Here is a 24,084-nt window from a genome sequence, read left to right as displayed (position 1 = left end):
TCTGGAAAACAAAAGCCGCCGGCAGGGAGGATCCCAGCCGGCGGCATTTCAATCAGTTCTTCATCACAGCCTTGTCGTCGCCGGACGGCGGGAAGGCATTGTTGACCTGAACACCGCGCAGAAGGTCGAGTGCCAGCTTGAGCTGGACATCGTCCTTGGCATCGGCCGGCACATAGGCCTGGCTGCCGGAGGCTTCCTTGTCTTCGCCTTCTGCCTGAAGGTGACCACGCAGACCGGCTTCGCCGGTGGTCTCTGCACGGCCCTTCAGCTCATCGGGAAGCACCTGCAAGGCCTCGATGTCCGGAACAATGCCCTTGGCCTGAATGGACGTGCCCGACGGGGTGTAATAACGCGCCGTCGTCAGGCGGATCGCGCCGTTCGCACCGAGCGGAATGATCGTCTGGACGGAGCCCTTGCCGAAGGACCGGGTGCCGAGAATGGTGGCACGGCGGTGATCCTGCAGAGCGCCGGAAACGATTTCGGAAGCCGAAGCGGAACCGCCGTTGACGAGGATGATCACCGGCTTGCCGTCGGTCAGATCCCCTGCACGGGCGTTGTAGCGCTGGGTCTCGTCCGCGTTACGGCCACGGGTCGAAACAATCTCGCCACGATCCAGGAAGGCATCCGAAACGGCAATCGCCTGATCGAGCAGACCGCCCGGGTTGTTGCGCAGATCGAGAATGTAGCCCTTCAGCTTGTCATTGCCGATGTCCTTGGACATTTCGCTGATCGCCTGGCTGAGTCCGTCGAAGGTCTGCTCGTTGAACTGGGTGATGCGGATGTAGCCGACATCGCCCTCTTCGCGCCAGCGCACGGAGCGGATCTTGATGATGTCACGGGTGATCGTGATATCGATCGGCTCGGCCACGCCTTCGCGGCGCACCGTGATCTTGATATCGGTGTTGACCGGGCCACGCATCTTTTCGACGGCTTCGTTGAGGGTCAGACCCTGAACCTGCTCGCCGTCAATCTGGGTGATGAAATCGCCGCCGAGAACGCCAGCCTTCGCAGCAGGCGTGTCATCGATCGGGGTCACGACCTTGACCAGACCTTCTTCCATGGTGACTTCGATGCCGAGACCGCCGAACTCGCCGCGGGTCTGAACCTGCATGTCCCGGAAGCTCTTCGGAGACATGTAGGAGGAATGCGGGTCGAGGGACGAAAGCATGCCGTTGATGGCATTTTCCACCAGCTGGGCATCATCCGGAGTTTCGACATAGTCGGACCGGACACGTTCGAACACATCTCCGAACAGGTTAAGCTGCCGGTAGGTGTCAGAGGCTGCTGCATTGGCCGCTGCGCTGATGTGGAAGGGTACCTGTGACAAGGTGGTGACCGCAGTGGCCCCCATCAGAGCGCCGACGAGCAGCAGTGAAGCTTTCCGAATCATCCGCGAGCCTTTTCTTCTTCGATGCGCGCCCACCATGGTGTGGGGTCTACCGCACTTCCGTCTTTTCGAAATTCAACATACAGGATCGGCTGGGTAGAACCCAGACCAATCGTGGAGGCGCTCGCCCACCGGGTTGCGCCCATTATGCCAACCGGCTCACCGGCCAGCACGAATTGACCCAGTTCGGCGTCGATTCGGTCCATGCCAGCCAGAAGCACATGGTAACCGCCGCCCGTGTTCAGGATCAAGAGTTGGCCGAAGGAACGGAACGGTCCCGAATAGACCACCCACCCATCAGCCGGCGAAGTAACTCTCGAACCCGCCCGCGTTGCAATCGACTGCCCTTCCGTCAGACTTCCGAAATCGTCGATCTGACCGAAGTCCTGAACCATGTCGCCTGACACCGGCCGTGGCAAGCGTCCCTTGGCGTCTGCAAAGGCGATCGCAGGGGCAAGACGGCCCGGATCGGAGAAGGGATCTCCCCCGCGGCCGGTACGGCCCGCATTGCGCTCAGCCTCCCGGGATTTTTCTGCAGCCTCCCGGGCACTTTTGATTTCCGTCTCCAGCTGGGCGATCAGGTCCTTCAGAGTGCCTGCCTTGCCGGCAAGTTCCTCGGCACGGCGCTTCTCCTTGTCCAGCTCACCCGCTGTCCGGTCCCGCTCCTGCCGCTTGGCGCTCAGCAGCAGTTCGATGCGGGACTTTTCTTCCGCCAGCCGCATGGCGTCGCCACCAAGCCGCTTCTTTTCTTCCGCGATCACGGACTTCAGACGGTTCAATTCCGTCAGATCCGCAGCCAGGGCCTCCGTTTCCACCCGGATTTCCGGCATCACCGCATTCAACAGGATCGCACTTCTCACCGCCGCCAGTGCATCACTTGGCTGCACGGCAAGCGCCGGTGGCGGTCTGCGGCCAATACGCTGCAGCGCTGCCAGAACCTCCGCCAGAATCCCTCGGCGGCTGTTCAGCGAGGCACGGACAGAGTCCTCGTTCTCGCCCAGCTTGAGAAGCCGCCGCTCCGTGTCGGTCAGCTTCGTTTCCAACCCCTTGATCGTGTCCGCCGTCCGCAGGATCCGGTTGTTCAGACTTTCCCGGTCCCGGTCGATCACGGCGATCTCCCGTTCAATTTCCTTTTGCCGGTCCGACGACACGTCAATGTCACGGGACAGAGCGGAAAGCTCTTCCTCCCGCTGTTTCTTCCGGGTCAGCGCATCCTGGACCGCCGGATCCACCGCAGCTTCGACCTTGGTCTGATCCGCCTGGTCAGGCTCGCTTTCCGTCGCCATCGCCCCAGACGAGACCCAGAGCACCCCAGCCGTCATGGAAATGCACACAAGTGAAAGCAGCAGGCCGTTCAGGCGCGACTTTCCGGGAGCCCTGATCAAGGGCACCCAGGCACGTGCTTTTTCATTTCCAATCTTGCGAGCCACCATCTGGTTTCGATACCGGGACACCCTTTAAGGAAGTGTTTACCAAGATCCAAAGGTACCACGCTTGTAGAACTGCAGCGGAGATTAGGTGGGGATTGAGGCGATAAACGGGCAGGTATCCAACGAAAACCGACTTTTGCAATCCGGCCTGGACACGGCCCGCACAGGCGGCCTACTCGCGGTGGTAGGGATGACCGGATTGAATGGTCAGGGCCCGGTAGATCTGCTCGGCCAGAAGGATGCGAACGATCTGGTGCGGCCAGGTCATCGCCCCAAAAGCGATCTTGAGATCGGCCCGCGCCAGGAGGGCATCCCCGTGGCCATCGGCCCCGCCAATGGCAAAGACGACATCCGGCACGCCATCATCTTTCCAAGCCTCCAGCTTTGCGCTGAAGTCGGTGCTGGACATGGATTTTCCGTGCTCATCCAGAACGACGACACGGGCATTCTGGGGAATGGTGGCATCCAGCGCCGCGGCTTCCTCAGCCTTGCGGTCGGCTGCCCGCTGGGCCCGGCTTTCCGTCAGCTCCTGCAGGGCGACAGCCGTCACACCAAGTCCGCGCCCGGTCTTGCGGGCACGATCAAGATAGCGGTCGAACAATTCCTTGTCGGCGCCTGATTTCATCCGCCCGACACAGGCAATCGTGAACCGCATGAATTCTCTTCCGGGCAATGGCCCGGAACTCCAAAGGTCTGCCGGGCCGGATAAACCGGCCCGCATCACCGCATCCAGTCCCTCAGCTGATCAGCTGGGGAGCGTCCTCGGGCTCAGGTGCCCACATCTTCTCGAGATTGTAGAAGGCGCGGACTTCAGGACGGAAGACATGAACGATCACGTCACCGGCATCGATGAGCACCCAGTCACAAGTGGTCTCGCCTTCGATGTTGGCATTGCCTGCACCGGCGTCCTTCAGGTCGCGCAGCACGTGATCCGCGATCGCGCCCACATGACGATGGGAGCGGCCGGACACGATCACCATGTGATCGGCCAGGGACGACTTCTTGCCAATGTCGAGGGTGACGATCTCTTCGGCCTTGGAATCGTCCAGGCTGGTCAGGATCGTTTCGAGCAGCTTCTCCGGAAGAATTTCACTTGCGGGAACCTGGATGTGAGCGGACTTTTCGGCCCCCTCGCTTTCAAAGGTCATGGTCAGAAGATTTGCCTTTCGCATTGCTTGCTCCGCCGGACGGATCCTGATCGGAAGCAGTTTGACCCTTACCCCGGCTGCCTACCAGTGCAACCAGAGCTGAGAATACGCCCGCGAACCTGTCCGTTTCAAGACACAGCCTGTTCGCGGGCCCTCAATTTCCGTTACTTCCTGCGTAGTTTTCGCAGGTTTGTCGATGACGCTGCATCCAGTCTGGTTCTCAGGAAGACCCAGGCCGGAGGTTTCAATCCCGGCAATGTCACCGCATCCGTTTCATCGATTCGATGCCGCGCAAAGACCCGAGCGAAGGGTGCCGACATCACGGACAGAGACGCGCCCGGCCTGTCCACCACCGCAATCGGAACCGCGGAAGCAATCGACCGCCAGTTCTGCCAGCGGTGGAACGAGGCAAGATTGTCAGCCCCCATGATCCAGACGAACCGGACACCGGGTCTGCGTGCCAGGATGCAGGCCAGGGTTTCCGCCGTGTATGACGTTCCCAGAACCGCCTCATGGCCGGTCACCCGCATGCCCGGATGATCCGACAGACGCTCGACATTGCGGATCCGCTGTTCCTGCGGTTCCAGCTCCGAATGATCCTTCAAGGGATTACCCGGAGACACCAGCCACCAGACCTGATCCAGATCCAGCCGTTTCATGGCGGTTTCTGCCACAAGCTGGTGCCCGGAATGTGGCGGATTGAACGATCCGCCAAACAACCCGATCCGGTTTCCCCGTTCCGCATGGGGCAGCTTCAGCCAGTCCGGCAAGACAGTGCTGAACGCCTTGTCTTCTGTCATGCCCGGGTCTGCCCTTCCCCGTGCACGCGGTATTTGAAGCTGGTCAGCTGCTCGACACCGACTGGCCCGCGCGCATGCATGCGCCCGGTCGCAATGCCGATCTCCGCCCCCATTCCGAATTCGCCGCCATCGGCAAATTGGGTGGAGGCATTGTGCAGAACGATGGCTGAATCCACCTTCTGGAAGAAGCTTTCTGCGGCCGCAGCATCTTCCGTCAGAATGCAGTCGGTGTGGTTTGACCCATAGGCAGCGATATGCTCGATGGCAGCGTCCAGCGAAGGAACCACCTTCACGGCCAGGATCTTGTCCAGATATTCGGTCGACCAGTCCTCTTCGGAGGCCGGAACTGCAGCGGCGCAAATCTCCTGCACACGGGCATCTCCGCGCACTTCGCAGCCGGCCTCCCGAAGAGCCGTCACGATGGCCGGAAGCTGGGCCTCGGCAACTTCCTCATGAACCAGAAGCGTTTCGAGCGCACCACAGATGCCGGTGCGGCGCATCTTGGAATTGAGGATCACGGCCAGCGCCTTTTCAGGGTCCGCCGCCTTGTCGAGGAAAATGTGCACCAGGCCTTCCAGATGCGCGAAGACTGGCACACGCGCCTCATCCTGAACACGCGCCACAAGGCTCTTGCCTCCGCGCGGCACGATCACATCCAGATTGCCGTCGAGCCCCTTCAGCATCTCACCAACCGCAGCACGGTCGGCAACAGGCACCATCTGGATGGCGTCTTCCGGAAGACCCGCAGCCTTCAGCCCCTTCTGAAGAGCCGCATGAATGGCCTTGTTGGAATGAAGCGTGTCCGACCCGCCGCGCAGAACTACTGCATTGCCTGCCTTGAGGCAGAGAGCACCGGCATCTGCAGTCACATTCGGACGGCTTTCATAGATCACGCCAATGACGCCCAGCGGGGTACGCACCCGCTCGATCTTCAGACCGTTGGGGCGGTCCCAGGCCGCAATGACGCCGCCAACCGGATCGGGGAGCTTGACGATTTCTTCCAGAGCACCGGCAATGGCTTCGATCCGCTCGGCAGTCAGGGTGCCGCGGTCCAGGAAGGACGCGGTCTGGCCATTGGCCTTCATGGCAGCGACATCCAGTTCGTTGCCCTTCAGGATCTCCGGGGTCGCAGCGCGGACGGCCTTTGCCATCTCGGCAAGAGCCTTGTCCTTGGCTTCGGTTGGGGCGATCGCAAGCTGCCGTCCTGCAGCGCGGGCACGGCGCCCGATCTCTGCCATCACAGTCTTGATATCGCTCGTCTCAACCTTGTCCAACATCTCTTCCACCCTTTGTGGCGGGAAGCCCGCCGTTCCATTGTCCGTCTCACGGCACAGACGCGAGCATCACCCCCGCGCCGGCAGGATCCCGTCGTCCAGAACCATATCGTCCCGGTGAACCATTTCCGCGCGGCCGGGATAGCCGACGATTGCCTCGATCTCCCGGCTGTTGCGGCCGGCGATCATCCGCGCCTCGTCATGATCATAGGCAACAAGCCCACGTCCAACGGCACGGCCATCCGGACCAATGAGCTGCACCGCGTCACCACGGGTAAAATCACCGCTGACATCGGTCACCCCTGCCGGAAGCAGGCTCTTTCCGGACAGAAGCGCATTGAGCGCGCCCGTATCCAGACGGATCTCGCCGCGCGGCACCAGATGACCACCGATCCAGGCCTTTCGGGCGCTGGCAGGCGTTGCAAGCGCCGGGAACCAGGTGCAGCGTGCGCCCTCATCCAGCGCCTTCAGCGGATGCATCGTCTTGCCGGAGGTGATCACCATCGAGGTGCCCGCCGCCGTCGCGATCTTGGCCGCGTCGACCTTGGTCTTCATGCCGCCGCGGGATAGCTCAGACCCGGCACTGCCGGCCATCGCCTCGATTTCCGGCGTGATCTTTAGAACCTCGGGCAGGAACACTGCATCCGGGTTGGTCTGGGGCGGCGCCGTATACATGCCGTCGATATCCGACAGAAGCACCAGGCAATCAGCGCTGACCATCGTGGCAACGCGGGCTGCCAGACGGTCATTGTCGCCATAGCGGATTTCGGATGTCGCGACCGTGTCATTCTCGTTGATGATCGGCACGGCACCGAGTTTCAGCAAGGTATTGATCGTCTCGCGCGCATTGAGATAGCGGCGGCGCTGTTCCGTATCGCCCAGGGTCAGCAGGATCTGGCCTGCCTTGCGGCCATATCCACCAAGAGCCTCGGCATAGGCCTTGGCGAGCTCGATCTGACCGGCAGAGGCCGCCGCCTGGCTTTCCTCAAGCTTCAGCGGGCCACTGGGCAATCCGAGGATGCCGCGCCCAAGCGCGATCGACCCGGAGGAGACGACCATCACCTCCGCTCCCCCTTCGGCAAGCGCAACAAGATCCGCGATCACGGCGTTCAGCCAGTCACGCTTGAGCTGACCGCGCTCCACCAGCAAGGCAGAACCGATCTTGACCACAATCCGGTTGTGACCGGACAGACGATGACGCGATGCCATCAGGGATGCCACCCCTCCTCGGGCTTGGACGGCACCTGATTGGCCTCGTCCTGCTTGTCTTTATCAATTGCTCTCAGGATCATCCGCAGCGCCCGGTCCACATTGAGACCACTAGCGGAGGAGAGAATAAGGGGCTTCTGGCCGCAGGCCACCTCCAGCGACGCGGAGCGCTCGGCGATCATCTCGTCGGTCAGCGCATCACACTTGGACAGGGCCACGATTTCCGGCTTTTCGGACAGACCATTGCCATAGGCTTCCAGCTCGCCGCGCACAACTTCATAGGCTTCGCCCGGGTCTTCCACGCCAGAGCCATCCACCAGGTGAAGCAGCACACGGGTACGCTCCACGTGACCGAGGAAACGGTCACCGAGGCCGGTGCCTTCATGAGCGCCCTCGATCAGGCCCGGAATATCGGCAATCGCAAAGCTGCGCGTATCGATCTGCACGATGCCGAGGTTCGGATGCAGGGTGGTGAAGGGATAATCGGCGATCTTCGGCTTGGCTGCGGAGACGGCCGCCAGGAACGTCGACTTGCCGGCGTTGGGCAGGCCCACGAGACCTGCATCTGCGATCAGCTTCAGGCGCAGCCAGATCCACTTTTCCTGGCCTTCAAGGCCCGGATTGGCGCGGCGCGGAGCCTGATTGACCGAAGATTTGAAATGAGCATTGCCGAATCCGCCGTTGCCGCCCTTGAGCAGCAGGACCTTCTGGCCGACTTCGGTCAGATCCGCGATCAGCGTCTCGTTGTCTTCTTCCAGGATCTGGGTTCCGATCGGCACCCTAAGGGTCACATCTTCCCCGTTTGCACCCGCACGGTTCTTGCCCATGCCATGGATGCCGGTGCTCGCCTTGAAATGCTGCTGGTAGCGATAGTCGATCAGGGTGTTCAGCCCGTCGACGCATTCGACCCAGACGTCGCCGCCCCGGCCACCATCACCGCCGTCCGGTCCGCCGTATTCGATGAATTTCTCGCGCCGGAAGGACACGCTGCCTGCGCCGCCATTGCCGGAGCGCACATAGATCTTGGCCTGATCAAGGAATTTCATTGTTCTTCTCTTTCATCCAGCGGTCAGGCCGGGCTTTCAATTCATCAGATCCTGACGGCGGATCTCGGTCCGGATCGCAGGAACGCCACAGCCCCGCGAAAGGCTGTTGCAAACCGCGTTGCCCGTCACCTTGAAGCCGGCTTTCGTCAGGACTTTCAGCGAGGCGGCATTGTCCGCCATGGCTTCACCGGCCAGAACATCGTGACCCGTGTTGGCAAAGAACCAGGACACCATCGCACCGGCAGCTTCGCTCATCAGGCCCCTGCCCCAATAATCTCTGCCCAGCCAATAGCCGATCTCGGGGTTCAGTTGCAATGATTTGAGCGAAATGCAGCCAGCAAGGTTACCATCCAGCGTGATCATTGCGCTCAGATCTTCCATCTGATCCGGATCATGCCAGCCCCTGTCCGCCGCGGCGAGCCAGGCCCGCCCTGCCTCAAGATCATAGGGGTGAGGCACGCGCGACAGGTTCTTCACCACCTCATAGTCGCTCAGAAACCTTGCGATTTCAGAGAGATCCGATGCAAGCGGAGGCCGGAGCACGAGGCGCTCCGTCACAATCGGAAAGCCGTTCATGCCGCAACCCGCCCTGCCTCATAAGCCGCCCGGTCCAGACGCACCACAATACTGGTGACCTTGCGATCCAGCGGCCTGGAAAAGCGCACATCCTTGCCAGCAGGCGCAAACCCGTGCTTGCGCAAGAGAGCCCGCGACGCCGCGTTCTCCTCATAAGCGCGTGCGGCCACCGCCGGACAATGCTGCACCTCAAAGGCCCAGTCGAGCACGGCCTGCAGGGCCTCCGAGGCATAGCCGAAGCCATGGAACGACCGTCCGATCCAGTAGCCGACAGTCGGGCAATCCGACTGCTCGCCATCCAGGTCTCCGGGCGCCGTGAGTTCGATTGCGCCAATGAACACGCCGCCAAGCGTGATGGCGAAGGCCGCAGTTTCCGCCTGAGAGCCGGACAGGACCTTTTCGACATAGGCCTCCGCCTCGCCATCCTCATAAGGCCAGGACGGACCGGTGAGCCAGCGAACGATCGCAAAGTCCCGGTTGCCAAGCATCGCGATGCTTTCCGCATCCCGCCGCTCCAGCGGCCGCAAGACCAGTCGTCGCGTCGTCAAGCTGGGATGAGCCATCACGACCTCCCCCACTGCTTGAGCGAAGCCCAGACGGACCGGTCCAGCAGATACCGCTCGATCGGAACCGAACCGCCCGCGCCGATGGAGCGGATCATGGACTGATCCCGGTACTGGAACCCGGACTTGACCAGAACCCGACGCGAAGCCGGATTGGTGACCCGGCAGGCAGCAGTCAGCTCCCGCATCGTGCCATAGGTGAAGGCATGATCGACGAGGCCGTGAACGGCCTCGGTCGCCAGCCCGTGACCCCAGAAGGGCTCCCCCAGCCAGTAGCCGACGTGAACCGGGCATTCCGGCTCGACCGTCGCATAGCGGGCAACACCGATGAGCCGGCCGGTCGACTTCAACCGGATGGCAAACGTCGCATTGTTGCCCCGGGCAGCGTCCGCCCGTGCAATCAAGGCCTTGGCATCATTGAGAGAAAAGGGATGCGGCATGTTCGCGAGATTTGCCGCAATGTGACGGTTGTTGGCGAGAAATACGATATCGGCCAGATCGTCCGTACGCGGCATGTCCAGCCGGATCCGGAGGCTTTCCTGCGGCAAAGGGGCCGCACCGGGACAACTCTCGTCTAAGAAACTCTCACTTTCGACAACCATGTTCATGCTCCAGTCAAGAAAAAAGAAAAGGGGAGATGGCGACCCATCTCCCCTGTCATTTTCTTGACCGGTTCATCCACGTGAACCGCCGGGGCTATGGGGCGCCGGCGGTTTGGATGACACGTCGGCTTTACTCCGCTGCTTCCGCTACCGGAAGCACGTTGATGAAAGTTCGGTTGTTGGCTTTAGCTTGGAACTCAACCTTGCCTTCGACGGTTGCGAAGATGGTGTGGTCCTTGCCCATGCCAACGCCCGTGCCTGGATGCCAGGTGGTGCCGCGCTGACGCGCAATAATGTTGCCCGGAATCACAGCTTCGCCGCCGAACTTCTTGATGCCGAGACGGCGACCCGCGGAATCGCGGCCGTTACGCGACGAACCGCCTGCTTTTTTATGTGCCATGACGAAACTCCTCGTCTTTGCTGTTCAGTTAAGACCCAAGTGGCGGCGATTATTCGCCAGCAGCTTCTTCGGTCTGTGCCTTCTTCGTTGCGCGCTTCTTGGCAGCCGGCTTTGCGCCTGCAGCAAGAATGTCGGTGATCTTCACAAGCGTGTAGGCCTGACGATGACCGTTGCGGCGACGCGAGTTCTGGCGGCGGCGCTTCTTGAAAATGATGATCTTGCGGGTGCGGGCCTGGTCGACAACTTCTGCAGTCACAGAAGCGCCTTCAACAAGCGGTGCACCAACAGTGGTGTCTGCGCCTTCGCCGATCATGAGCACTTCATCAAAGGTGATGGTGCTGCCTGCTTCGGCGTCCAGCTTTTCGACCTTCAGGAGGTCATTTGCGGCGACGGTGTACTGCTTACCGCCGGTCTTGATCACTGCGAACATGTCTCGCACGTCCTTCTTTTCGTTCTTCTACACGCTGTGCTGCTGCATTCATGCAGTCATGCCAGCGCTGTTCCAGCTGCCGATCGGCGCCCGCAAACCGTTGTCACGGAAAGTGGATCTTTGCGACGTAAGATCTTGAATTATGGAGAATTCGAAGATCTGACCATCAGGCCTTGGACAGGAAGAAAGGGCAGACTCAGGGTCGATCCTGCCTTTTCAAGCTCGCGCAATATAGACAAGGAACGCTGCGAGTCAACGCGCAAGTGCCGCGAACTTGCGGGTTTCTTGTCCCTTTTTGAGGAGCAATGACTAGAGCCAAAGCCTATCACAAGCGCCTTGAACCGGCTCAAACTCTCCCGGGGAGCAAATCCCACACCTGCGAAGCCCTTGATTTCCCGCTTTTCCCCCGGCTTTGCATCGGCAAACAAAAAAACGGCAGAAACAGCAAGCGAGCCCCTTGCGGGCGCCCGGCACCTTGTCTATGTTCCGCGCCACTTGAGACCCGTTTGTCGACAAGTACCGCGGAGAGGTGCCGGAGTGGTTGAACGGGGCGGTCTCGAAAACCGTTGAGCGCGCAAGCGTTCCGAGGGTTCGAATCCCTCTCTCTCCGCCATATTTTCTTTTAAGCAATTGATATAATGAATTAAATCGGGACAGTTAGCGTGGATCCCCACTTCCTTCCCCAATTGCGATTGGGGCACTCATCTAGCGAGTGCACTCAGACAACGGTCAGCATCTCACCGGTTTGAACGACTTCATAAGTGGCTCCATACTTATCTAGCGGGCTCACTGAAGCGCCTCTGTCGAGCTTATAGCTGATTTGAGCAGGCAGGCCATGAACACAGCTAATTAACCGCCCATACCGTTAGAGCCCGCAGAGACAGGCATCTTAACCTTCAAATTTTGTGATATTTTTGCAACAAGCAGCGGTGTTCAGGCATTTTTAAAGCCAATCCGCCATTAAAAACTTGACAAGCACGCCAAAGTGTGCGCTTATACGTATTTGTCTGAATAAGCGCATCTGAAATTATATGAACATTGTCAAGTTCGTTTCTAGTGCATCGCAGACATCGTGTCAATAGAAATGGGAATAATTTTTTGGAAACCTCTCAAATCAAACTCGCATACTCAATCAATGAATTTTGCGCGGCGCATTCAATCAGCCGCTCCAGCTTTTACGCATTGCTGAAGAAGGGTGACGGACCTGACATCATCAAAATCGGAGAGCGCACGCTCATTGCCGCCGAAGACGCGGCAGCATGGCGCAATCGCCACAAGCGTCCGACCCTTACCGCTTAGGCATCAGCGAAACCGCCCAGCGCGGCTTCTGACTTAAATCCAAAAGACTTTGCGGATCGAACCGCATTTGCCCGCCGCTTCCCGCTGAGCGCCGGAACGGCTTTCTGCGCCCAATTATTATGAAAGGCCGCTAATGACAATTAAGACAAATATCAAAACTTCTGGCTCTTGGAATGCTGGCGATCCTGATCGCCCGCAATGGGGCTTCGGAACAAGGCAAGTCGCCAAGTACGAATATACAGATGAGAAGAATCGGCACCTGTTCTTTATCTGCAAGGGCACCAACGCTGACGGCGAAAAGGTTTTCCGAACACAACATATTAACCCACTTGGTTATTCGGAGCGGTTTGAGTCCAACGAGTTGGCTGACATCCTATCAGGTATGGGCGAAGCGCAGCCGGTCCCGTATCGCCTCCATGAGCTTGTCTCTTCCAACGCTCATGAGCCCGTCTTCATTGTCGAAGGGGAAAAGGATGTTGAGACACTTAGAAGTCTTGACCTTACTGCGACCTGCAACCCTTTCGGCGCACTGAAATGGAAAGACTCATTCAGCCAATGGCTAAAGGATCGGGATGTCGTCATCCTTCCTGATAACGATGAGCGCGGCGAAGCCCATGCAAAACAGGTGCTGCAATCCGTTCTGCCCGTCGCAAAGAGCGTACGCGTCATTCGTCTTCCGGGCCTTCCGCTCAAGGGAGACGTGACGGATTGGCAGGAGGCTGGAAATAGCAAGGCGGGCCTGCTTGCTCTTGTCGCGCAGCAAGTGCCTGAGAGACCGACTCCGATTATCAAGATCGTGCCCGGCGAATTGGACCGAATGGCAGACGAGGCAGAAGATGCATTCATCAATGCCGCAGTTCCCATCTATGTTACCGGCGCTGGGCTGGTAAAGGTTGCAAAGGAACAGACTCAAGCCACCAATGGCGCGGTGGTCGATGCAGCGCGAACAATTCCATTGAGCGAAGACAGTTTGATTGACTTCCTCTCGCGTTGCTCTGAATGGCAAAAATACGACCTGAAGCAGAAGGCATGGAAGAGGGCTCATCCAGACCGAAACGCAGCAAAGATCCTGCTTAGCCGCGATGGTGAGTGGCGTTCCCCCAAGCTGCGCGGCATCCTGACAGCGCCGACACTTCGTCCAGACGGTTCAGTTCTCCTGAACCCCGGCTATGACCAAGCGACAGGCCTTTACCTTGCTTCCAACCTGGATCTGTCTTCTCACCCGCAGAACCCCTCAAGATCAGACGCAGAAGCTGCCCTGACGCTTCTGGAAGGGCTTCTGAATGGATTTCCCTTCGCTTCGCCTGCAAGCCGTTCAGTGGCGCTTTCCGCGCTCATTTCTCCGGTTGTGAGAGGGGCAATTCCACAAATGCCTCTCCATGCCGTTCGCGCCCCAACCGCAGGAACCGGCAAGAGCTATCTGATCGACCTTGCCAGCGCCATTGTTTCAGGGCATCGCGCCCCTGTCATTTCCGCAGGAAGCGGAGAGGAAACAGACAAGCGTCTGGGCTCAGCTTTGTTAGGCAATCCTGCCCTTCTGTCCATCGACAACGTGAACGGGCAACTCGGCTCCGACGTTCTTTGCCAGATGGTTGAGCGCCCGCTGATTGAAATCCGCCCACTCGGCAAATCGACATTGATCAAGATTGAAAGCCACTGCTCAGTGTTCGCGACCGGCAACAATATTCAACTTGTCGAAGACATGAACCGCAGAACCGTTCTTTGTTCTCTGGACGCCAATATGGAGCGCCCTGAAACAAGATCCTTTGCCGACAGCCCCTTTGATCTGATCCTGAAAGACAGGGCAAAATACGTCAGCGCAGCCCTCACCGTTGTGCAGGCTTATATCAGTGTCGGAAAACCAAACTCGCGTAGGAACCTTGCCAGTTTTGAAGATTGGTCGGCCCTGGTCCGTTCGGCCTTGATCTGGCTTGGCAAGGATGACCCTTGCGAGACCATGGAAGATAATCGGCAGAATGACCCTTCAGTTGAGCGGCTTTCGAACCTGGTGGACGCCTGGCAAAAAAGGATCGGCCTGAATCGACCCATGACGGCAGCGGAACTGAAAGCTGAAGCGAGCAGCTCCGAAGCAAACACACTGGATGATCCGTTCTATGAAGCTCTCAGGGCTATCGCGGCAACAAAGACGCACGCAATTGACCCTCAAAGACTCGGCACCTTCCTTTCACAGAACGAAGGGAAGGTTTCAAATGGACTCAAGATCATCAAGCAAGGAAAAAGCACCAAAAAATGGTCTCTTACCAAGATCAATTGAAATGCATAAAGGGGGCTCAAGGGGCTGTAAGGGCTATTTTCAGCTCTTATGAAATTTTTGTTTTAAGTAATAAGCCATTTTTCTAGAAGCAGTAGGAAATAGCCCTTACAGCCCACCTAGCCCCCTATTTGAAATCCATAAACTTACAGAACACAGGAGCAATATTTTCATATGTCACAAATGCAAATTGATATGAATCAATGCCGAGTAATCAATGGTGTCACTGTATATAGCAGACGCAACATTGAGAGTGAGTACAATATAATTAAATGTTTTCTTAATAGTTCACATGAAGTAGAACTAAATGTAATAGACTTAATATTTGCTGACAGTAAGAATAATTCTATTGAAATATTTTTAAAAGATGATAAATACCTATCTATAGGCCCAAAGTTAATAAGATTTATAGAAGTTAAGAATCATGGATACTTCTCCGTTGGCGTACATCTATTGTCAGGAAAAGAAATTTTTCGAGAGAATACTGCATATATAGAATAGCAACTATTCTGAGATCACATTAACAACCCGTCCAGCTTCTCTCTGACCCTGCATTACTACGGTAACTGCCTGAGTTTTTCGTCCATTTTGTATCATTATATTATGAACCAAAGCTCCGGCCTCCGCCATGCAAACTGAGTAACCAATCACAGACCAACCAGCATCAAGTTTATCGCCAAACTCTCGCATATTCATTGCCGCCGCCCCTAATTACATTTGTAAATAATTTCATACTGGCCTTGAATTACCTTTTTTGTCTCAAAAATACTACAACTTTCGCGTCCTGTGCTCTTTAGATATTCTTTCGCCATCTCTTGATGCTGTAAACCTTCAGGCAACGCCCCAGCAATGCCGAATGTAAGCCCACGCGCCGTTCCTGCTGAAATTCCAGCTCCAATCGAAGGCGTTGTCATCATCTTTCCTTCAGCTGGCTTATCAAATATTCGCCAATTATCTCCAGCATACTCAAAGCGCTGTATCGGCGTTCCTTGATATTTCATTGCTTCGGTAACACCAGCGCAGCCAGAAACCATAAAGCACAACGAAATTAGAAATCTAGACTTCATAAATTTTGCCCTCAATTCCTGCAAGAAACGCAATAGTTCGCCCAATCCTGCATGAGCTTTCTGCGCTTTTCAATCGCGGCTTGCCGACGATACGCTCGTTCAACCGCATTGCCAATCTGGTGCGCAAGTGCTTCCTCCGCCAATTCTCGCGGATAGTCAGTCTCGTTTCCGCACCAGTCCCTGAATGTCGATCTGAAGCCGTGCGCGGTAACCGTTCGCTCCCGCCCATCAACAACGGTTGTCACCTTCCACCGACGCAGCAAGCCGGTGAGCGTCATATCGCTCATGGGGGCGTCAATCTTTTGCCCCGGAAATACAAACTCAGAAACCTGATTGGCTTTCAGTTTCCCAATCAAAGCGGCAGCCTGCTCACTCAGCGGGACGCTATGTTCTTTCTGGGCTTTCATCCTGGCAGCCGGAACAGTCCATATCTTCTTTTCGAGATCAAACTCCGACCATTTCGCCTCCCGCACTTCGCCAGAACGTGAAGCCGTCAGAATTAGAAATTCTAGAGCGCGCGCCGACATCGAATTCGCAGCCTGCAAGCGCTCGAAAAACTCCGGCAAAGCGTTAAAATGCAGCGCAGCCATATGACCGCGTGCCAGCTTCTGCCTCTTGGGTAAGATATGCTGAAGGTTTCCGCGCCAACGCGCAGGGTTCTCTCCGTCGCGCCAACCATTCGACTTCGCATAATCGAGAACCCGTTCTATCCTGCCTCTCAAGCGACTAGCTGTCTCGTTCTTGCTTGCCCAGATCGGTCTCAAGCAGGCCAAGACCTGCTGATCATTCACCTTTGAAACCGGCAGCTTCCACATGCGCGCGCAATAAGTTGTCAGGGTATTTCCCCACTGGCCCTGGTGCTTTTCATTTTTCCATGACGACTTGTGCGCCGCGATGTATTCCTCAGCGCATTCTCCAAACGTCTTTTCAAGCTGCCGATCCCGCTCCGAGATTGGATCAAAGCCATGTTCGACCAGTTTCCTGCAATCGTCAGCCCTTGAACGCGCATCAGCCAGCGAGATTGCCGGGTAGGAACCCAAGCCCATTTCCCGGCGCTTGCCGTTTACCGCCCACATGAAAATCCAAGAGCGCGTTCCCGCTCCGGTAACATTCAGATAGAGCCCGCCGCCGTCACTATGTCGCTTCGGCCCTTCCAGCTTCGGAACCTTCAAAGGGCTGAGTTTGTGAATTGATCTGGTCATTAATCCCCACTTCCTTCCCCACTATATGGGGTGGACATGAATGACTATCAATGCACAGATAGAGACAATAATCGCAGAATTAAGCCAGAAAATTGCGAGTTTTTCGACACCTTAAAGCAGCAAAGAACAGTGATTCGACGGACTCTCTCTCCGCCATTTTAACCTACCCCCTAAGCCGCCCTCCTCGTCTGGAAGAACATCTTCGGATGTGCACCGTGTTTGACGACCAAAGGCGACACGACAATCTACGCTCGCCCTTTACAGCCTCCAGCGCCGTGCAAACCTTGAAGCTGGGTTCATGATTTCGGCGTTATGAGGCATTCTGACCTCCCCCACCCAAGAATGCAGCAAACGGCAGACCGCTACATACGTCCCCGCGCAATGTCCGGAGACGCGCTCAAAGCATCGAGTGATTACACAACCCCAGCGTGAATCCAATCGCTACAGCTACCGAACGAACCATGCCAATCGTTAGAAAATAACGTGTAGTGCAAGAGAAAAATATTGCAGTATCCTGAGATACTACCTGCTCTTGGTTTTTGGGAAAAATGAAGATAATTCACATCATTTCAATGAATGTCGAAGAAGAAGAGAAGAGGAATTTCTTCGAAATCGGCATCAACCTAAAACCAGGATTCTGCACCTTCAAAATTGATGAAGATGACGAACGATGGCCATCAATAAAAGAACTTGTTAACAAATACTCCTTTGTAGATTTCACATACACAGAATTTTCACGAACAGAAATTGAAAAGGCAAAATATCTTGCCATTTCAGCAAGCTGGCATCATGGATACCCACAGCCGGAGGACAATTTTGGCTTTTTGGAAGCAACCTATGATTTAAGTCAATATTGCAAAACATGTGGAAGTGGGCTCATACAAAAAGCACCATTTCGGTTTAAGAAGGCCCCAGCTTGGGGGAAGAAATCTATACTTCAGGCAAATTGGATTTTTGACGAGTACTTTGTTCCCCCTGATGTTTGGGAACGCGTTTTCAAGCCGCTTGGCATCGAGTGCAGGCCGGTACTGCTACACAAAGACGGCTTGACTATTGAGACTGTCGTTCAGCTAGACGTGAGCCATATTGTCGAATTGCAGATGAATGACATACATAATTATTATAAGTGCGATGCTTGCGGGATAAAAAAATATCCTCCAATTTCTAGAGGTCACACTCCTTCACCAAGGTTCGACACCAATCATCACATGTTTAAATCTGCGCAGTATTTTGGAAGCGGAGGCGTAGCGAGAAAAATAGTTCTAGGTTCACATGAACTACAACAGGCTATAAGTTCCGCAGGGATTAAAGGCGGGAAATTTCTCGTATGTGGCGACCCAAATTGAGCAGAAACATAGATTATTATTCCCGATCAAAAGAGTAATCCTGATCATTTTTTTGGATTTGAACTTCGACTTTTCTGACTGATTCATATTTCTGAGACGATTTGCAGCTCGATTGCGATCCCTCAAAGCCGGATCAAGCCGCCTTCGCTGAGCAATGCCTTTGGCTTGAACTCATACATGTTCCCGAATTCGCAGAATTCGGCCGGGCCCAGCCGGATGCCGGACAAGGCTTCGCGGTGCGGAGCGAAGATCTGGTGGCAGATGCGGATGACTTCTTCCGCCTGTTCTGCCTCCATGAACCGGGTGCGATAGGCCAGTGTCACGTGGAAGCGGTAAGTGTCATGGTTCGGGCGGGAGAAGCCCAACGCATCGCGCAACTGATTGCGGAAGCGGCGCAAGCACTCTTCGACCTCTTCCCCGTCCGGACGCACCATCATGGAATAGCCGCCATGAAGATGCGCCAGACTGATGCGCAGACCCGAAGGAGCGGTCAATCCTTCCAGGCGCTCGATGAAGAGCCGGGTGACGTCCTCCAGCGGCAGACCCCGCTCCAGCCTTTCAGGCCAGTCTTCCGGATCGAGCGGTTCGCCGCCAACGCCGCTGAAGACGGTCATGTGAAAGCTGGGCTGCGGCAGATAGGTGAAATGATCTGCAAAAGGCTGCGCCATCAGCGCGTCCTGGATCCGGCACAGGGCCGAATAGGCGGGCGATGCCTTGTCGATGTGAAAAATGAAGGTGTTGCCGGGCCAGGGCAGTACGGTGCCATCCGGCGTGAACTTGCCGCCATCACCGGCCCCGGTAATCGATCCGGGCCGCCCCGTCCCTGCGCCACCGCCGGTCAGCGCATCCATGGCACGCTTGTGCAGCATCTCGGGACTGTCTGTCGGGGAAGCAAGATCTGCGGTCATGGAGGGCTCCTCTGGCAGGGACAGAAAGTCCAGTCTGCCGAAAGACATAGCGCAGGCTCATGACCCTTTGGCGACGGACAGGGGGCATCGCCACCATAGACATGGTTCCGGGAGCGGGCCAAGACCCGGCTCCCGGACCTGAGTGGTCAGCGGCGCGGGCAATCGCCTTCGCCAATATCCCAGAAGAGACCGGCCATCAGGCGCAGGGCGTCCCGGCTCAGGGACTTCAGCGCGTGCTCATTCGGTGCGTGCTGGGAACAGGCACGATAGGAATGGGGCACCCAGACGGTCGGCAGGCCGAGAATGTCGGTGAAGCTGTCATTGGGCAGAGACCCGGCAAGGTTCGGCAGAACATGCGGCTCACGGCCGCCCGTGCGCGTCAGCGAATCCTTCACATAGGTCACCCAGGGATGATCCGGATCCAGGCGGGTCGCCCGGAAGAAGCCGCGCTCATGGGGAACGATCTGAACCTTTTCAAAGCCATGCTCGTCTAGATGGCGGCGCAGGGAAGGCAGAACGGCTTCCGCATCGGTGCCGACCACATAGCGCAGCTGGCAGGCAGCCCGTGCCTTTGCGGAAATTGCATTGACCGGAGCCTCCGGCACGCCGCTCGTCATGGCGAGAATGGCAAAGCTGTTCCAGCCATATGCCCGCTCGGCCGGGGTCAGGCTTTCCTCGCCCCAGTGCATGTCGATCTCCGGTCCGGCTTCACTTTCGATCGGCAGGCCATCCAGCGCTTCGCGGATCGCCGGGGTCAGGCTGGTCGGGCGCCATTCCGGGATCTTCAGCTGGCCCCTGGCGTCGGTGATGGTGGAAAGCGCCTGAACCAGGATCATGGCCGGATCAGCCAGAAGCCCGCCCCAGTTGCCGGAGTGATGGGCACCTTCCCGAAGGTCCACGACCAGATCAAAGGTGATGCCGCCGCGCGAGCCCATGAACATGGTCGGCCGGTCCGGCTGCAGACGCGGACCATCGGAGGCGATCAGCACATCCGCGGTCAGTTTTTCCTTTTGGGCCTCGAAGAACTCAGCCAGGCCGGACGAGCCGACTTCCTCGCTCATTTCCACAATGAAGCGGCTGTTGAAGCCAAGCTTGCCGCGGGCCGCGATCACCGCTTCCAGAGCCGCCAGGTTGATCAGGTGCTGGCCCTTGTTGTCTGCCGTGCCACGGCCATAGAGCTTGTCGCCGTCTTCCACCAGCTTGAACGGATGCAGACCTTCGCGCCACTGGTCGGTCTGGGCGCGAATGACGTCGCCATGGCCATAGGTGAGAACCGTCGGCAGGCCGTCTCCTTCGTGGCGCTCGGCGATCAGCAGCGGTCCGCCGGTCGGGTTCGGATTATCATAGATCTCGCAGGTAAAGCCGGCGGCCTCGAACCGGGGCTGCATGGCTTCCTTCAGATAGCGGTAGAGCTCCGGCTGCTGAACCGGGTTCTGGCTTTCTGTCTCGAAGGCGACCAGACCAGCCAGATCGCTGACAAAGCTGCCTTCGTCAAAGTAAGTGGAGACGTGTTCGATCGCTGCGTCGCGTGTCATGGCTTTTGGGTGTCCTGAATATCTGCTTCAGAGATGGCATCGCCCCAGGGCGACATGATTTCGGTGCAGCCGGAGTTGAGCTCACCCCGGCGCATCACCCCTGCCGGACAGGCAAAGGCATAAGGAAATACGGTTCTGCGTGTGCGGTGCACTTCATGCCGTGTGGCAAGGGCGTCAATCACAGCGGATGGAAGCTTGTCATCCGCAACGATGAACGCGCCACCGGAGCTGTCGATCCGCGGCTGATGGAAGACGTCTTCCACGCCCATGTCGAAGTCGAGCGCGAAGGACGACATCTGGCTCACGGCGGAGACAATCTTCCGGCCACCCGATGCGCCGAAGGCAATACGGGTCTGGCCCTTTTCGCCGATGACCGGGCAGACATTCATAAGGCACCGCTTCGAGGGCCCGAGGGAATTGGGACGCCCCTGGACCGGGTCGAACCACATAAGGCCGTTGTTCATCAGCAAGCCCGTGGACGGCGAAACCACACGAGAGCCAAAGATCGACAGAAGCGTCTGGGTCTGTGCCACCATGTTGCCCTTGCGGTCGACGACCGAGAAATGCGTCGTGCAGGCAGGGGTTTCGGGGCTTTCGTTCTCATCGCCCATGGTCGACAGCCGCTTTTCATAGGCCGCCTTCAGAGCGTCCGCATAAGCGAGATAAGTGTCAGCATCCGGCGCATCACCAAACCGGCTTTGAGCAAGTGCCTCGAAGGTGGTCTTGAAGGTCGGGCCAGCCGTGAGACCGGGAACCGCATGGAGCCTTGCATCGCGATAGTCGAAGCTCAAGGCTTCCATGAGCTCGGCCCGATAGGCCACCAGATCGTCGCGGCTCATCACGCTGCCCTTGGCGCGCATGTCGGCAACCATGGCAGCGCCGACCTCACCGTCATAGAGCTCTCGGGCACCGTTGCGGGCGATCTGCTCCAGCGTTGCCGCCATGCGCGACTGATCGAGCCGCTTTTCCGCAAGGGCCGTCCAGCCGGAAATGGTCGGCCACTGACCGTCCTCAAGGAAAAGCGCTGCAGCATCGGGATCGACAGCAAGCGCCCGTGTGCTGGAGGCAATGATCAGCGCAGCATACCAGTCGACCAGAAGGCCTTCCCTGGCGTGCCTGATGGCTGGAGCCAGAAGATCGGCCCAAGGCATCTTGCCGAATTTCGCATGCACCTGGCCGAGGCCATCGACCGTGCCTGGAATGGCGACAGCCGTCGCGCCGAAGACATTGCGGTCATCCACCACCTGTTCCCAGGGGAAAAGATCGCCCGCCTTGCCGGCTCCGCTGAGCGGATAGTCGGCCGGATCAAGGGCCGCGGGGGACTTCATGCCGTGGTTCAGAGCATAGGCGCGGCCTTCTTCGGCCCGCCAGAGCATCATCGCCCCACCCGCTGTCGGTCCGCTCATCCAGGGTTCGACCACGCCGATGGCAAAGGACGTCGCCACCGCAGCATCGACGGCATCGCCGCCGGCTGCCAGGACTTCCGCCCCCGCGCGGGCCGCCAGGCCATTTTGGGCGGCCACCACACCATAGGGTGTCTCGATGACGGTCTTGCGGACGCTCTGCGTTCCGGAAAGTGCTATCTCAGCCATGTCTCCACCGCTCATGCCGCGTGAACCTGATCGGACATTTCAATGTCCGGGTCGTGCAGGTGGCACTCCACATGGCCGCCCGGGATCGGAATCTGGCGTGGGGCCTTGGTGAAGCACGGCTCACCGCGCAAGGGGCAGCGCGGATGGAAGTGACAGCCCGGCGGCGGCGCAATCGGATTCGGATAGGCCATGCCGAGCTGGGTGTCCGGAACGCCAAGGCCGGGTTCCGGCGTCAGCACCGACTTGAGCAGCGCCTTGGTATAGGGATGACGCGGATTGTCGAAGAGGCTGGCCACATCGGTCTCTTCCACGATCTGGCCGAGATACATCACGGCAACACGGGTTGCCAGATGTTCCACCACCGCCAGATTGTGGCTGATGAAGAGATAGGTGAGACCGAACTCACGGCGCAGGTCCCCCAGAAGATTGAGGATCTGGCTCTGTACCGACACGTCCAGAGCGGAGGTCGGCTCATCGCAGATGACGATTTCCGGCTTCATGATCAGGGCACGGGCGATCGCAACGCGCTGACGCTGGCCACCGGACATCTGGCTCGGATAGGAATTCATCACGCGGGACGGAAGCCCCACCACATCCAGCATCTCCCGCACCTGCTTCATGCGGCTGGCGTGATCACCGATCTTGTGAACCACAAGCGGAAGGGAAATCACGTCCGCAATGGACTTGCGCGGATTAAGCGAGGAATAGGGATCCTGAAAGATTGGCTGAATACGTCGTGCAAGAGCCAGACGGTCATGAGCGCCAATCTCTTCGCCATCCACCAGCACGCGGCCGGCTGTCGGCTGTTCGAGACCGAGCAGGATCTTGGCCATGGTCGACTTGCCGCAGCCGGATTCACCGACGAGGCCCAGCACGTCGCCCTTCTGCAAGGAAAGGGAGACATTGTTGACGGCCGTAAGAGGCTTCACACCGCCGAAAAGGCCCTGCTTGACCCGATAGGTCTTGGTAACGCCTTCAAGCTCCAGAACAGGTTTGTCTGTCATGCCGGGACCTCCTCAGCGTGGCGCATGCCATCGGGGTGTATGCAGCGGAATGTGTGCGCGCCTTCCGTATGACGCGGAATGGCGTTGCGGCAGGCATCTGCGGCATAGTCACAACGGGTGCGGAACACGCAGCCCGAGACTTCGCCCACCAGGGACGGCACGATGCCGGGAATGGTGCCCAGCTCGCTGCCGCGCTCGGTCTTGCCGGGCAGCGGAATGCAGCGCAGGAGGCCACGGGTATAGGGATGGCAGGGCTTGGCGAAAATGTCCGCCGCAGGACCGGTTTCCACCAGTTCGCCCGCATACATGACCGCCACCTTGTCCGCGACACGGGCAACGACGCCCAGATCGTGGGTGATCAGGATCATGGCCATGTTCATCTCGCGGATAAGGTCCACGAGTAGGCGCAGGATCTGGGCCTGGATGGTCACGTCGAGAGCCGTGGTCGGCTCATCGGCGATGATCAGTTCCGGGCCGCACATCAGCGCCATGGCGATCATCACGCGCTGGCGCAGACCACCGGAAAGCTGATGCGGATACTGGCCGAGACGGCTTTCGGCCGCCGTGATGCCCACTTTTTCCAGAAGCTCGATGGCCCGGGCGCGGGCGGCCTCGCGGCCCACCGGCTTGTGCAGCAGCAGGGCCTCCATCAGCTGGTCGCCGATGGTGTAGGCCGGGTTCAGGGAAGTCATAGGTTCCTGGAAGATCATCGACATACGGCCGCCGCGCAGCTTGCGCAGCTCTTTGGCCGACATCGTGGTCAACTCGGTGCCGTCGAACGTCATCTGATCGGCCTTGCGGACGATGCGTTTGCCCAAAAGTCCCATCAAGGCCAGGGAGGTCAGGGACTTGCCCGATCCACTCTCGCCGACGATACACAGGGTCTCGCCGCGCTTGAGGTCGAAGTCGATGCCGCGCACCGCATGAAGCGTGCCGCTTGCAACGGGAATATCCAGCTTCAGATTGCGGACATTCAGGAGAGGTTCAGTCATGG

Annotated in this window: 22 protein-coding genes and 1 tRNA gene; 3 read left to right on the top strand and 20 right to left on the bottom strand. The window is 58.0% G+C overall.

Going from position 1 to position 24,084, the window contains the following annotated elements; all coding sequences use genetic code 11:
* Positions 1-52 precede the first annotated feature (52 nt).
* From BUA94_RS01405 to rplU, 13 genes are all read right to left on the bottom strand, one after another.
* Entirely contained in the window at positions 53-1,390 is a 1,338-nt protein-coding gene (locus tag BUA94_RS01405) for a S41 family peptidase (protein WP_073007843.1), read from the bottom strand.
* The gene (locus tag BUA94_RS01400; RefSeq protein WP_208979938.1) at positions 1,387-2,817 is read right to left on the bottom strand and encodes a murein hydrolase activator EnvC family protein; all 1,431 of its coding nucleotides are present in this window, start codon (positions 2,815-2,817) and stop codon (positions 1,387-1,389) included. Before BUA94_RS01400 ends, BUA94_RS01405 begins: the two co-directional genes overlap by 4 nt.
* Positions 2,818-2,989: 172 nt before the next feature.
* Positions 2,990-3,472 carry a 23S rRNA (pseudouridine(1915)-N(3))-methyltransferase RlmH gene (gene rlmH, locus BUA94_RS01395; RefSeq protein ID WP_073007841.1) on the bottom strand — a complete coding sequence of 161 codons (483 nt, stop codon included), beginning with the start codon at positions 3,470-3,472 and terminating at the stop codon, positions 2,990-2,992.
* Between the two features lie 82 nt (positions 3,473-3,554).
* Positions 3,555-3,989, bottom strand: a complete 435-nt coding sequence (gene rsfS, locus BUA94_RS01390) for a ribosome silencing factor (protein WP_208979937.1) — start codon at positions 3,987-3,989, stop codon at positions 3,555-3,557.
* Between the two features lie 140 nt (positions 3,990-4,129).
* Positions 4,130-4,765 (bottom strand): nicotinate-nucleotide adenylyltransferase, encoded by a 636-nt coding sequence (locus BUA94_RS01385; protein WP_073007839.1) that lies wholly within the window; start codon positions 4,763-4,765, stop codon positions 4,130-4,132.
* Entirely contained in the window at positions 4,762-6,042 is a 1,281-nt protein-coding gene (locus BUA94_RS01380; protein ID WP_073007837.1) for a glutamate-5-semialdehyde dehydrogenase, read from the bottom strand. The genes BUA94_RS01385 and BUA94_RS01380 overlap by 4 nt, the downstream gene beginning before the upstream one ends.
* A gap of 66 nt (positions 6,043-6,108) precedes the next feature.
* A complete protein-coding gene (proB, locus tag BUA94_RS01375) occupies positions 6,109-7,248 on the bottom strand; it encodes a glutamate 5-kinase (RefSeq protein ID WP_073007836.1) in 1,140 nt (379 codons plus the stop codon).
* Entirely contained in the window at positions 7,248-8,294 is a 1,047-nt protein-coding gene (obgE, locus tag BUA94_RS01370; RefSeq protein WP_073007834.1) for a GTPase ObgE, read from the bottom strand. The genes proB and obgE overlap by 1 nt, the downstream gene beginning before the upstream one ends.
* A 36-nt stretch (positions 8,295-8,330) precedes the next feature.
* Positions 8,331-8,870, bottom strand: a complete 540-nt coding sequence (locus BUA94_RS01365; RefSeq protein WP_073007832.1) for a GNAT family N-acetyltransferase — start codon at positions 8,868-8,870, stop codon at positions 8,331-8,333.
* A complete protein-coding gene (locus BUA94_RS01360; RefSeq protein ID WP_073007830.1) occupies positions 8,867-9,433 on the bottom strand; it encodes a GNAT family N-acetyltransferase in 567 nt (188 codons plus the stop codon). The genes BUA94_RS01365 and BUA94_RS01360 overlap by 4 nt, the downstream gene beginning before the upstream one ends.
* Positions 9,433-10,035 (bottom strand): GNAT family N-acetyltransferase, encoded by a 603-nt coding sequence (locus BUA94_RS01355; protein WP_073007827.1) that lies wholly within the window; start codon positions 10,033-10,035, stop codon positions 9,433-9,435. Before BUA94_RS01355 ends, BUA94_RS01360 begins: the two co-directional genes overlap by 1 nt.
* 130 nt (positions 10,036-10,165) lie before the next feature.
* Positions 10,166-10,435 carry a 50S ribosomal protein L27 gene (rpmA, locus tag BUA94_RS01350; RefSeq protein ID WP_073007824.1) on the bottom strand — a complete coding sequence of 90 codons (270 nt, stop codon included), beginning with the start codon at positions 10,433-10,435 and terminating at the stop codon, positions 10,166-10,168.
* A gap of 49 nt (positions 10,436-10,484) precedes the next feature.
* Positions 10,485-10,865 carry a 50S ribosomal protein L21 gene (gene rplU, locus BUA94_RS01345; protein WP_073007820.1) on the bottom strand — a complete coding sequence of 127 codons (381 nt, stop codon included), beginning with the start codon at positions 10,863-10,865 and terminating at the stop codon, positions 10,485-10,487.
* Positions 10,866-11,388: 523 nt separating this feature from the next.
* Between rplU and BUA94_RS01340 the strand changes: the two genes are divergently transcribed.
* Positions 11,389-11,478 (top strand) — tRNA-Ser (locus BUA94_RS01340).
* 819 nt (positions 11,479-12,297) lie between these two features.
* Positions 12,298-14,439: a hypothetical protein gene (locus BUA94_RS01330; RefSeq protein ID WP_139250978.1), complete on the top strand. Its 2,142-nt coding sequence runs from the start codon at positions 12,298-12,300 to the stop codon at positions 14,437-14,439.
* A 704-nt stretch (positions 14,440-15,143) separates the two neighbouring features.
* Here the strand turns inward: BUA94_RS01330 and BUA94_RS23225 are convergent.
* Together BUA94_RS23225 and BUA94_RS01325 are read right to left on the bottom strand one after the other, a co-directional pair.
* Complete coding sequence (locus tag BUA94_RS23225; RefSeq protein WP_139250977.1) at positions 15,144-15,536, bottom strand: hypothetical protein; 393 nt, start codon at positions 15,534-15,536, stop codon at positions 15,144-15,146.
* Positions 15,515-16,705, bottom strand: coding sequence for a tyrosine-type recombinase/integrase (locus BUA94_RS01325; protein ID WP_073007814.1), 1,191 nt, complete (start codon positions 16,703-16,705; stop codon positions 15,515-15,517). The genes BUA94_RS23225 and BUA94_RS01325 overlap by 22 nt, the downstream gene beginning before the upstream one ends.
* A 548-nt stretch (positions 16,706-17,253) precedes the next feature.
* Here BUA94_RS01325 and BUA94_RS01320 point away from each other — a divergent pair.
* Complete coding sequence (locus tag BUA94_RS01320) at positions 17,254-18,051, top strand: hypothetical protein (RefSeq protein ID WP_073007811.1); 798 nt, start codon at positions 17,254-17,256, stop codon at positions 18,049-18,051.
* Positions 18,052-18,173: 122 nt separating this feature from the next.
* On the opposite strand, the gene BUA94_RS01315 is transcribed toward BUA94_RS01320, so the two are convergent.
* The 5 genes from BUA94_RS01315 to BUA94_RS01295 all read right to left on the bottom strand — a co-directional run bounded on the left by BUA94_RS01315 (position 18,174) and on the right by BUA94_RS01295 (position 24,082).
* Positions 18,174-18,959 (bottom strand): DUF1868 domain-containing protein, encoded by a 786-nt coding sequence (locus BUA94_RS01315; protein ID WP_175557973.1) that lies wholly within the window; start codon positions 18,957-18,959, stop codon positions 18,174-18,176.
* 146 nt (positions 18,960-19,105) lie between these two features.
* Positions 19,106-20,494, bottom strand: coding sequence for a M20 family metallopeptidase (locus BUA94_RS01310; RefSeq protein ID WP_073007808.1), 1,389 nt, complete (start codon positions 20,492-20,494; stop codon positions 19,106-19,108).
* Positions 20,491-22,086, bottom strand: a complete 1,596-nt coding sequence (locus BUA94_RS01305; RefSeq protein ID WP_073010639.1) for a gamma-glutamyltransferase — start codon at positions 22,084-22,086, stop codon at positions 20,491-20,493. Before BUA94_RS01305 ends, BUA94_RS01310 begins: the two co-directional genes overlap by 4 nt.
* A gap of 11 nt (positions 22,087-22,097) precedes the next feature.
* Entirely contained in the window at positions 22,098-23,090 is a 993-nt protein-coding gene (locus BUA94_RS01300; RefSeq protein WP_073007805.1) for an ABC transporter ATP-binding protein, read from the bottom strand.
* Complete coding sequence (locus BUA94_RS01295) at positions 23,087-24,082, bottom strand: ABC transporter ATP-binding protein (protein WP_073007802.1); 996 nt, start codon at positions 24,080-24,082, stop codon at positions 23,087-23,089. Before BUA94_RS01295 ends, BUA94_RS01300 begins: the two co-directional genes overlap by 4 nt.
* Between the last annotated feature and the right edge of the window lie 2 nt (positions 24,083-24,084).

Origin of the sequence: Roseibium suaedae, assembly GCF_900142725.1 — a bacterium.
GTDB lineage: Bacteria > Pseudomonadota > Alphaproteobacteria > Rhizobiales > Stappiaceae > Roseibium > Roseibium suaedae.
The sequence above is the reverse complement of the archived record's forward strand: the minus strand, read 5'-3'. Positions and strand labels throughout refer to the sequence as shown.

Excerpts from the sequence above, each read along its gene's own strand:
- BUA94_RS01315 (WP_175557973.1), bottom strand. The coding sequence starts at position 18,959 with ATGACCGCAGATCTTGCTTCCCCGACAGACAGTCCCGAGATGCTGCAC.
- BUA94_RS01320 (WP_073007811.1), top strand. The coding sequence starts at position 17,254 with ATGAAGATAATTCACATCATTTCAATGAATGTCGAAGAAGAAGAGAAG.
- BUA94_RS01305 (WP_073010639.1), bottom strand. The coding sequence starts at position 22,086 with ATGGCTGAGATAGCACTTTCCGGAACGCAGAGCGTCCGCAAGACCGTC.
- BUA94_RS01355 (WP_073007827.1), bottom strand. The coding sequence starts at position 10,035 with ATGGTTGTCGAAAGTGAGAGTTTCTTAGACGAGAGTTGTCCCGGTGCG.
- obgE (WP_073007834.1), bottom strand. The coding sequence starts at position 8,294 with ATGAAATTCCTTGATCAGGCCAAGATCTATGTGCGCTCCGGCAATGGC.
- BUA94_RS01385 (WP_073007839.1), bottom strand. The coding sequence starts at position 4,765 with ATGACAGAAGACAAGGCGTTCAGCACTGTCTTGCCGGACTGGCTGAAG.
- BUA94_RS01380 (WP_073007837.1), bottom strand. The coding sequence starts at position 6,042 with ATGTTGGACAAGGTTGAGACGAGCGATATCAAGACTGTGATGGCAGAG.
- BUA94_RS01330 (WP_139250978.1), top strand. The coding sequence starts at position 12,298 with ATGACAATTAAGACAAATATCAAAACTTCTGGCTCTTGGAATGCTGGC.
- BUA94_RS01300 (WP_073007805.1), bottom strand. The coding sequence starts at position 23,090 with ATGACAGACAAACCTGTTCTGGAGCTTGAAGGCGTTACCAAGACCTAT.
- BUA94_RS01365 (WP_073007832.1), bottom strand. The coding sequence starts at position 8,870 with ATGAACGGCTTTCCGATTGTGACGGAGCGCCTCGTGCTCCGGCCTCCG.
- BUA94_RS01310 (WP_073007808.1), bottom strand. The coding sequence starts at position 20,494 with ATGACACGCGACGCAGCGATCGAACACGTCTCCACTTACTTTGACGAA.
- BUA94_RS01405 (WP_073007843.1), bottom strand. The coding sequence starts at position 1,390 with ATGATTCGGAAAGCTTCACTGCTGCTCGTCGGCGCTCTGATGGGGGCC.
- rpmA (WP_073007824.1), bottom strand. The coding sequence starts at position 10,435 with ATGGCACATAAAAAAGCAGGCGGTTCGTCGCGTAACGGCCGCGATTCC.
- rplU (WP_073007820.1), bottom strand. The coding sequence starts at position 10,865 with ATGTTCGCAGTGATCAAGACCGGCGGTAAGCAGTACACCGTCGCCGCA.
- rlmH (WP_073007841.1), bottom strand. The coding sequence starts at position 3,472 with ATGCGGTTCACGATTGCCTGTGTCGGGCGGATGAAATCAGGCGCCGAC.
- proB (WP_073007836.1), bottom strand. The coding sequence starts at position 7,248 with ATGGCATCGCGTCATCGTCTGTCCGGTCACAACCGGATTGTGGTCAAG.
- BUA94_RS01295 (WP_073007802.1), bottom strand. The coding sequence starts at position 24,082 with ATGACTGAACCTCTCCTGAATGTCCGCAATCTGAAGCTGGATATTCCC.
- rsfS (WP_208979937.1), bottom strand. The coding sequence starts at position 3,989 with ATGCGAAAGGCAAATCTTCTGACCATGACCTTTGAAAGCGAGGGGGCC.
- BUA94_RS01325 (WP_073007814.1), bottom strand. The coding sequence starts at position 16,705 with ATGACCAGATCAATTCACAAACTCAGCCCTTTGAAGGTTCCGAAGCTG.
- BUA94_RS01360 (WP_073007830.1), bottom strand. The coding sequence starts at position 9,433 with ATGGCTCATCCCAGCTTGACGACGCGACGACTGGTCTTGCGGCCGCTG.